Consider the following 9,179-nt stretch of genomic DNA (forward strand, 5'->3'; position numbering starts at 1 on the left):
CATTCCTTTCTGACTGCTACGCCCCGCACCGAACACGCGCAGGCCGTCGGACGGCCATGATCGAGCGCTTGATTTTGGAATCGACGTCAGGGGACGAGGCGACGGGAGGGGCTTTTGCCTGCTGAATCGTTACCACAAGCATTGCATATTGATGGTGGTGAATGTCAACTGTTTAAACGCGACCGCCCGCCATGGAGACCGGGTCGGGAAATCGATCCCGCCAATTGAGACAGCTCCGGGAAACGCGGCTTCACGCTTCCCTTCTCAAAGGAAGCTATCCGGCAACTCTTCGATGCAACGGCCTACAATTAGGCGGATAGAAAATTTATTTCCATTGATTTGTTCAATTACTGAACTTAGTGTCGAAAAAACCACCTGAAATCCAGACGGAACGTCGAATTGCTAACCTCTTCCCAGCAACAGCTTTTGCGGGTCATCGGCCAATCCGGCCCATCGAGCCGCACGGTTTTGGCGACTTCCATGGGCTTGAGCAAAGCGGCCATGAGCGGAATTGCCCGCGATCTGATTTCCCTTGGCGTATTGCACGAGACGCAGACGGTTCATGGCCAGGGCCGCCCGTCAATCCTGCTGGATCTGCATCCGGAAGGCGCCTTCTTCGTCGGCATATCCTTGCTCGAAGACCCGGCGCCGATGGTGCTCAGCGACTTCAACGGCAATATCGTCGCGCGCCGGACCATGCCGCTGTCACGCGATCCGGAGGTGATTGCCGATCTGATCTCCGAGGCGCTGCCGAAACTGCTTGCGGAGCGTAAGGACGCTGCGCAAAAACTCTACGGGCTTGGCGTTGCTCTTTCCGGCTTCGTCGATGAAAGGCAGGCGAGCTGCGTCCAGTCCACTCTGCTTGGATGGCAGGACGTGCCGCTGGCAAACATCATCCGCCAAAAAAGCGGCATCGATACTTTTATCGAAAACGATGCCAAAGCGGTCGCCGTCAGCGAGAAGCTGTTCGGCAACGCCCGCGATATCCGGAACTTCAGCGTCGTCTCCTTTGATGACGGCATCGGCTGCGCCCATTTCATCGGCGGCAAGCTTTATCGCGGCAATCACGGCGGCGCCGGCGAGATTGCTCATTGCACCATAGAGCCCGGCGGCTCGCCCTGCCGCTGCGGCAAGCGCGGCTGCCTCGACACCGTGGCCTCGCTGAAGGCGATCAAGGAAATGGCAAAGGCGGAAGGCCTCTCCTGCCATTCCATGAACGATCTCGAAACCGAAGCGTCGCTCGGAAACGCGGCCGCGATCCGCGTCCTGCATCGGGCTGGCAATGCGCTTGGCCTGGCAATCGCTCATCTGATCCAGTTCAACGATCCCGGCATGATCCTGATTACCCACGTCGAAGGCCGTTTTGACGGCCTTTTCGGCACCGTCATGCGGCAGTCCGTCGAGGCGAATGTGTTGCCGCGCTATGCCGGCCAGACGCCGATCCGCACGCAGCGCGTCGATGGCGACCTCTGGGCACGGGGGGCCGCGAGCATCGCCGCCCATAATTTTCTGATTGGTCCCACACCGAATTGAGGTTCCCATGCGCATTGCCGTCGGAGGCATTCATATCGAATGCAGCACCTATAATCCCGTCCTGAACGAGGAGAAGGATTTCCGCGTCCTTCGTGGCGAAGAGCTCGCCGATGCGCCCTATTTCGCTTTCCTCAAAGATTACGATGGCGAATTCCTGCCGACCATTCACGCCAGGGCCATCGCCGGCGGCCCAGTCGCCCGCCACACATACGAGACCTTCAAGGCGGAATTCCTGGAGCGCCTGAAGCCGTTGCTGCCGCTCGACGGGCTCTATCTCGCCATGCACGGCGCCATGTATGTCGAGGGCATGGAAGATGCGGAAGGCGATTGGATCAGTGCTGCGCGCGCCCTCGTCGGCGACGACTGCATGGTCTCGGCAAGCTATGATCTCCATGGCAACGTCACGCAGCGCATTATCGATGCGCTCGACATGTACTCCACCTACCGCACTGCGCCACATATCGACGTCGAAGAGACCATGCGTCGCGCCGTCAGGATGCTGACGGAAAGCCTGAAAACCGGCGTGAAGCCGATCCTGCTCTGGGCACCGATCCCCGTGGTGCTGCCGGGCGAGCGCACCAGCACCGTCGATGAACCGGCCAAGAGCCTTTACGACATGCTGCCCGGGATCGACGCTATCGACGGTGTCTGGGATGCATCGCTGATGGTCGGCTATGTGTGGGCGGACGAGCCGCGCACTACGGCCGCCGCCATCATGACGGGCACGGATCGAGCGGTTCTGGAGCGTGAAGCGAAACGCCTGGCGCGGGCCTATTGGGATGTGCGCAAGGACTTTGTTTTCGGTTGCGAAACCGGCTCGATCGAGGATTGCGTCGCCCAGGCAATCGCCAGCGCGACTGCGCCTGTGGTTCTGGCTGAATCCGGTGACAACCCAACCGGCGGCGGCGTCGGCGACCGCGCGGACGTACTTGCCGAACTGATCACCAAGGATGCCAAGGGCGTCATCTTCGCCGGCATTGCCGATAAGGCGGCGACGGAAGCCTGCTATGCGGCCGGCATCGGCGCTACCCTCGATCTCTCCGTCGGCGCTTCACTCGACACGAAGGGAAGCCAGCCGGTGAAGGGCAGCTTTACCGTCAAGTTCCTGCTCGATACCACGGAGGCAAGCGACGCCCAGGCTGTCGTTTCCATCGGCGGCATCGATCTCGTATTGTCGGCCAAGCGCCGCCCCTATCACAATATCGTCGACTTTACTCGCCTCGGCCTCGATCCGCACAAGGCGAAGATCATCGTCGTCAAGTCCGGCTATCTCTCGCCGGAGCTGGCGCCGATCGCCAATCCGAACCTGATGGCGCTGTCGCCCGGCGTCGTCGATCAGTTCGTCGAACGCCTGCCGCGGCTGCGCAAGGTCAAGCCGACTTATCCCTTCGACAAGGATTTCGATTTTACGCCGGAGACTGCGCTTTCGGCGCGCACGGTCGGTCGCTGACGTCTCGGAGCGTTCAGCGACCGAGCATAGATCTTTTCGGACGATGGTCAGGCGCTCTATTTCGCGACCGCCTGACCACGTTGCGCACAAGCATTCTGCATCGCCGGAATTGCGCAAAAGGAACTTTGCGGCGAAGTTCTGTTCGGCACGGTGCGCCTGACCCGCGCGAAGCGTGCACAAACCGAAAGGATGCCCCCGATGACCGCCTTCACCACACGCCCAGAAATCCTCGGCACCTTCGGCGTCGTCACCTCGACGCACTGGATCGCGTCAGCCATCGGCATGAGCATTCTCGAAAAAGGCGGCAACGCCTTCGACGCCGCGGTCGCGACCGGTTTCGTGCTGCAGATCGTCGAGCCGCATCTTTGTGGTCCAGGCGGCGATATGCCGGCCATCCTCTACCCGAAGAAAAATGACAAGGTCGAGGTCATCTGCGCTCAGGGGTCGGCGCCGGCGTGCGCAACGATCGAGCATTATACACGCGAAGGGCTGAAGCTCATTCCCGGTGACGGCCTGCTTGCCACTGTCATTCCCGGCGCCTTCGACGGCTGGATGCTGATGCTGCGCAATTATGGCAGGCTGACCGTGCGCGACGTTCTCGAACCGGCGATCCACTACGCGGAGCAAGGCCATCCCGTACTGCCGCGCGTCTGCGCCACCATCGCAGGGCTTGCCGATTTCTATCGCAAGGAATGGCCGACTTCCTACGAGACCTGGCTTCCCGGCGGAGCCGCACCGGAACCCTGGTCCAATTTCAAGAATCCGGTTCTCGCCGAGACCTGGAAGCGCGTCGTCGCCGAGGCGGAAGGCAAGAGCGACCGGGACGCGCAGATCGAGGCTGCTCGCGATGCCTATTATCGCGGCTTCGTGGCGGAAGCGATCGACGGCTATCTCAGCAAGGCCGAGGTCATGGATGCGAGCGGCGAGCGCCACAAGGGCGTGCTGACGGCCGATGACATGGCCAACTGGCGTGCCACGATCGAGGCGCCGCAAACCTATGATTATCATGGCTGGACCGTCGCCAAGACAGGCCCCTGGGGCCAGGGGCCTGTCTTCCTGCAGGCACTGGCGCTGCTCAAGGGCTTCGACATTGCCGGCATGGAGCCTGCCGGCGCCGATTTCGTCCACACCGTTACCGAGGCCATGAAGCTCGCCTTTGCCGATCGGGAAGTCTATTACGGCGATCCGAATTTCACCGCCGTACCGCTCGAGACCCTGCTGTCGGATGCCTATGCCGACGAACGCCGCAAGTTGATCACACCGGAAGCTTCGCTTGCCCTTAGCCCCGGCAAGCTGGCTGGCTTCGAGGATCAATACGATCTCACCATGAGGATGCTCGAGGTGCCGGAAGCCAAGAGCGGCGCGGTCTACGAGCCGACGATGTCGCATCTGACCGAGAAGCGCGGCGACACCGTGCATATCGACGTCATCGATCGCGAAGGCAATATGGTGTCGGTGACGCCTTCCGGCGGCTGGCTGCAATCCTCTCCCATTGTTCCCGGCCTCGGCTTCTGCCTGAATTCACGCGCCCAGATGTTCTGGCTGCAGCCCGGCCTGCCCTCTTCGCTTGCTCCGGGCAAGCGGCCGCGCACGACGCTCACCCCGACGATAGCGTCGTATGAGGGGCGTCCGACGCTTGCCTTCGGCACGCCCGGCGGCGATCAGCAGGAGCAATGGCAGCTGTCCTTCTTCCTGCGCTATGTCCATCATGGCTTGAACCTGCAGGAAGCGATCGACAAGCCGCTGTTCCACAGCACGCATTTCCCAAGCTCCTTCTATCCGCGCACGCGCGAGCCGGGCGGCCTGACCGCGGAAGCGAATTTCAACGCCGCAGTGCTCGATACGCTCCGCAGGAAGGGTCATAAGCTGACCGTCGCACCGGAATGGACCGTCGGCCGGCTGACCGCAGCAAGGCGCGATGCCGACGGCCTCCTGCGTGCCGCGGCAACGCCACGCCTGATGCAGGCCTATGCCGTCGGGAGATAAGCGGCGACGGCGTGGCCGGCCGTTGCGCTCGCGCTGCGGCATAAGGTGCAATCCGGGCGTTAACGAACTGAAGACGCCACCCAAGCCCGTTTATGGCCTTGACGTCCGTCAAATCCAGGCAAATATCCATGGCGTGTTTTCATCTTATCTGGAGTGAACCTAATGACCGACAGCGTGCTCGATATTCCGGTAAAGAGGATCGACGGCAGCGATACGACGCTTGCCGACTACCGCGGCAAGGTCATCATGGTCGTCAACGTCGCCTCCAAATGCGGGCTGACGGTGCAGTACGAAGGATTGGAAAAGCTCTATGAGACCAATCGCGACGCGGGTCTCGTCATCGCCGGTTTCCCCGCCAATGACTTCAAGGGGCAGGAACCCGGCACGAACGAAGATATTCTGAGCTTCTGCACGCTCACCTATGACGTCCAGTTCCCGATGTTTTCCAAGATCGCGGTCACGGGCGAAGAGCGTCATCCGCTCTACAACAGCCTGATCGGCTCCGGCGTCGAGACGACCGGCGACGGTCCGATGCGCGAACGCCTGGCAAAACATGGCCTCGAAACCGGACAGGACGGCGGCATCGTCTGGAATTTCGAGAAATTCCTGATCGGCCGCAATGGCAAGGTTGCCGCTCGCTTCGCGCCTGACGTGACGGCAGACGATCCGCGCCTGCTCTCCGCTCTGGAAAGAGAGCTCGCTCGCGCTGACTGAGGCACCTCGGCACCTTGTGAATTTCCAAAATAGCGGATGACATCAATGAGTTGCGCCTCTCGCAAGGCCGGGCGAAGCACGCTCAGCCGGATGGCGTAGTTGCCTGCCCTTCCACCGGGGAGTAAGTTTCCGTATCCGAATATGTCCGGACGGAACGCTGCATCAATCTGATGGGAGGATGTTATGCGCGAACCTGATATGCAGAAACTCGATAATCTAGTCGGACGCCTTGTTGGCGATCTCGGTGCAGCGGTCTCGGGTGTGCTGGTAACACTCGGAGACCATCTAGGCCTCTTCAAGGCCATGGCTGACGGAACGCCGATGACGTCGGCGGAATTGGCCGACAAGATCGGAGTGAAAGAACGCTATGTACGCGAATGGCTGTCGGCGCAGGCCGCGGCCGATTATGTCACCTATGACGACGAGACCGAGCGCTTCTATCTGACGCCGGAACAGGCCATGGTGTTTGCGGAGGAAAACAGCCCCGCCTTCTTCGCAGGTGCCTTCGATGTCGTTCAATCCATGTGGATCGACGAGCCGAAGGTCGCCAACGCCTTTAAGACCGGCACCGGCCTTGGCTGGCATGAGCACAGCGCCTGCCTGTTCCGCGGCACGGAGCGTTTTTTCCGGACGGGCTACAACAGCCATCTCGTCACGGAATGGATACCCGCACTGAACGGTATGCATGAAAAGCTTCAAGCCGGCGCCGCCGTTGCCGATGTCGGCTGCGGGCACGGTGCCTCGACTATCCTGATGGCGCAGGCCTATCCGAACTCGACCTTCTTCGGCTTCGACTATCATCTCCCCTCCATCGAACGAGCGAAAGCTGCGGCGAAGGAAGCCGGCGTCGACACCCGCATTACGTTCGAACAGGCGACTGCCAAGGATTTCCCGGCCGCCGGCTACGATCTCGTGGCGATGTTCGATTGCCTGCACGATATGGGTGATCCGGTCGGTGCCGGCAAACATGTCAAGGAGAGCCTCGCCGACGACGGCACCTGGATGATCGTCGAGCCTTTTGCGCATGATTGCCTGAAGGACAATCTCAACCCGGTCGGCCGCGTCTACTACGGCGCTTCGACGATGATCTGCACACCGGCCTCGCTGTCGCAGGAAGTCGGGCTGGGCTTGGGCGCTCAAGCCGGCGAGTTGAAACTGCGCAAGGTTGCCATGGATGCCGGCTATTCGCATTTCCGCAAGGCGACCGAAACGCCGTTCAACATGATCTTTGAAGTCAAGGTATGAAAATTGTGCCGCGCGTTTCGTCGAACGCCCGGCACAGATGATGCTTTACAGACGCTGCCCGTCTTCGCCGAACAGCGACGCGAGCGCCGGCTGGAAATAAACCGGCTGCTCGCTGTCGAGCGCGACGTCCTCGTCGGCGTCGATGCGCACCGACAGCGTTTCGCTGCCGACCTGGCCCCAGATCAGATTGTCCGAGCCCATGGGCTCGACGATGGTGAACATCGCCGGCAGGCTTGACGAGAATTCATTCCGCTCCACCATGTCGGCCTGAGAATGCCCGCAGCCAGACGACGATGCAAGCACGGGCTGCGGTCAAGGCCGGAGGGATAGATGTATGTTTGGACTGCCGATCCAATACCCGTCGCGCGACATCAGGGTACAACCTTAAGCATCGATATTCAGGCAGCATTCAGAAAAGCAATTTTAAGGTGCAGATCGTTAATCGTTCCATCACCGGGGGAAACTCATGGACAAGTATACCAAGACCGTATTGACCGTCATTGCCGTCGCGCTCGTGCTGATCGCAACGCAGAATACAATCACGCCAGCGAAAGCTCGCGGCGATTGCGGCGGAGAGTCCTATAATCCCTGCTACGTAAAGCTCGTAAACTGATGAGGCTTAGCATCCATCACATAATCTCGCTCGCAGAAGGCTTCGGATCTGTATTCTATTGATAACGCCGATCCGAAAGTGCTGATCAACATCGCAGGACCGCATTGGCATGCCCGGAGACTCTTCCGGACATGCCTCTTCGCCAAACCAACCGATTATGATTGAGCGATCTTGCGCGCAGCCTGAATGGCCGTTCGCGCTCCCGCTCGTAGCTGCGCAGTTTCCGTGCCGGCGATGACCAGGTCGAGACCGAGCTTCAGATATTCTCCGGCGCGGGCGCCATTGCCGCCGAAGGCACAGATCACCTTGCCGTGGGCGCGGCAACGTGCGAGCGCGGTTGCAAGCGCCTGATCGATCGCGGCGCTGTCCGGTGCAAGCCGGGCGCCATTCGAAAGCGCGATGGAAAGATCCGAGGGGCCGACGAAGATGCCGTCGATACCGTCAACCGCAAGGATCTCGTCGATCGCATCCAGAGCGGTTCGAGTTTCCACCATTGCAATGGTGACGGTCAGGCTGTTGGCGGTCTGCAGATAATCTTCGGCGGAGAGGCCGAAGTGATTGAGAGCAAGCGACGGCCCCCAGCTGCGCTCGCCGAGCGGCGGATACTTGGTTGCCTTCACCAAGGCGCGTGCATCATCGGCAGAATTGATCATCGGCGCGATGATGGCGGAAGCGCCGGCATCGAGAAGCCGCGAGGCGGCGGCGAAATCGCCGACCGGAATACGGGCAATCGCCGGCTTGCCGGCCAGGCGCACATAGGCAATGCCGTTGGCGGCCGATGTCATGTCCCACATGCCATGCTGCATATCCAACACGACCGTATCGAAATCTTCCTGCGCCAGATGATTGACGAGCATCGCGTCGGGTATGCCGACCCAGCCGGAGATCATGCCGCCATTCTCGCGGCGTTTCAGGCGTCCGGCAAAACCGTTCATGTCAGTCGTCATCGTCTTTCCTCACCTATCAACAACAGGCTCTATCTTCAAAGGCAGCCTCAACCGTCAAATCACGGCGAGCCGTTGCAAGCGACAATACTCAATTCTCATTGTCGAATCACTCGAAAGTGAACAACCAACATACACAAACCGGGAAAGCGAGACTTCGACAAGCTCGTTTGGGCAGCCCGTAGTCGATTGGGAATCTGCCAGAGGAACATGACAAATATGTCGGATATCTTCCGAGTTTAGACAGTCAACCGCGCCATCAACGCGGCGGCGACACGAGAGGAGCCGAAGCGATCACGCAGCCCTGACAACACACCAGCAGGCCGCCGCGGGCGGCGTTTCGCGACGGGATCACGCTTAGCATTACAGTTGCATTTTTATGCATAGCCTGAATCTATATGTCTCCATGATTCGGAGGTCATGGATGACAGGAGCATCGATAGAGACGACGCTGGAGCTTTGGGCGTCTTCGTTACGAGATGTGAAAGCGCGAATGCGGCCGCTGTTCACACAGGAGCGGGTGGCGAATTCAGCGAGCCAATTTCTGGACGGTTTGCTGGGAGAAGAGCGACGCAAGACGGGTTGGATGCGGGCGGAGGCAGTCGGCGATCCCGGCCCTTGGCGGCAACAGGCTATTTTAGGGCGTGGTCATTGGGACGCGGATGCCTTGCGCGATATCGTGCGCGACTACGCC

The 9,179-nt window shown here is 60.3% G+C and carries 8 protein-coding genes and 1 pseudogene; 7 read left to right on the forward strand and 2 right to left on the reverse strand.

Annotated elements, in window-relative coordinates; translation table 11 throughout:
• The first annotated feature begins 501 nt into the window (after positions 1-501).
• The 5 genes from GA0061102_RS12490 to GA0061102_RS12510 all read left to right on the forward strand — a co-directional run bounded on the left by GA0061102_RS12490 (position 502) and on the right by GA0061102_RS12510 (position 6,928).
• Entirely contained in the window at positions 502-1,533 is a 1,032-nt protein-coding gene (locus GA0061102_RS12490) for an ROK family protein (protein WP_245297991.1), read from the forward strand.
• A 7-nt stretch (positions 1,534-1,540) separates the two neighbouring features.
• Complete coding sequence (locus GA0061102_RS12495; RefSeq protein WP_092847424.1) at positions 1,541-2,983, forward strand: M81 family metallopeptidase; 1,443 nt, start codon at positions 1,541-1,543, stop codon at positions 2,981-2,983.
• A gap of 198 nt (positions 2,984-3,181) precedes the next feature.
• A complete protein-coding gene (locus GA0061102_RS12500; RefSeq protein WP_092847427.1) occupies positions 3,182-4,969 on the forward strand; it encodes a gamma-glutamyltransferase family protein in 1,788 nt (595 codons plus the stop codon).
• A 162-nt stretch (positions 4,970-5,131) separates the two neighbouring features.
• Positions 5,132-5,683 (forward strand): glutathione peroxidase, encoded by a 552-nt coding sequence (locus tag GA0061102_RS12505; protein WP_092847429.1) that lies wholly within the window; start codon positions 5,132-5,134, stop codon positions 5,681-5,683.
• Positions 5,684-5,866: 183 nt separating this feature from the next.
• Complete coding sequence (locus GA0061102_RS12510) at positions 5,867-6,928, forward strand: class I SAM-dependent methyltransferase (protein ID WP_092847431.1); 1,062 nt, start codon at positions 5,867-5,869, stop codon at positions 6,926-6,928.
• Positions 6,929-6,973: 45 nt separating this feature from the next.
• On the opposite strand, the gene GA0061102_RS32935 is transcribed toward GA0061102_RS12510, so the two are convergent.
• Positions 6,974-7,150, reverse strand: coding sequence for a hypothetical protein (locus GA0061102_RS32935; protein ID WP_159432159.1), 177 nt, complete (start codon positions 7,148-7,150; stop codon positions 6,974-6,976).
• A gap of 244 nt (positions 7,151-7,394) precedes the next feature.
• On the opposite strand from GA0061102_RS32935, the gene GA0061102_RS33140 reads away from it, so the two are divergent.
• A complete protein-coding gene (locus GA0061102_RS33140; RefSeq protein ID WP_167667966.1) occupies positions 7,395-7,541 on the forward strand; it encodes a hypothetical protein in 147 nt (48 codons plus the stop codon).
• A 155-nt stretch (positions 7,542-7,696) separates the two neighbouring features.
• On the opposite strand, the gene GA0061102_RS12520 is transcribed toward GA0061102_RS33140, so the two are convergent.
• Positions 7,697-8,488: an HpcH/HpaI aldolase family protein gene (locus GA0061102_RS12520; protein WP_092847436.1), complete on the reverse strand. Its 792-nt coding sequence runs from the start codon at positions 8,486-8,488 to the stop codon at positions 7,697-7,699.
• A gap of 403 nt (positions 8,489-8,891) precedes the next feature.
• Here GA0061102_RS12520 and GA0061102_RS12525 point away from each other — a divergent pair.
• Positions 8,892-9,179, forward strand: a pseudogene (locus GA0061102_RS12525) (IS701 family transposase); the annotation flags it as partial.

This window comes from Martinezella miluonensis, assembly GCF_900094545.1.
In the GTDB taxonomy this organism is placed as follows: domain Bacteria; phylum Pseudomonadota; class Alphaproteobacteria; order Rhizobiales; family Rhizobiaceae; genus Rhizobium; species Rhizobium miluonense.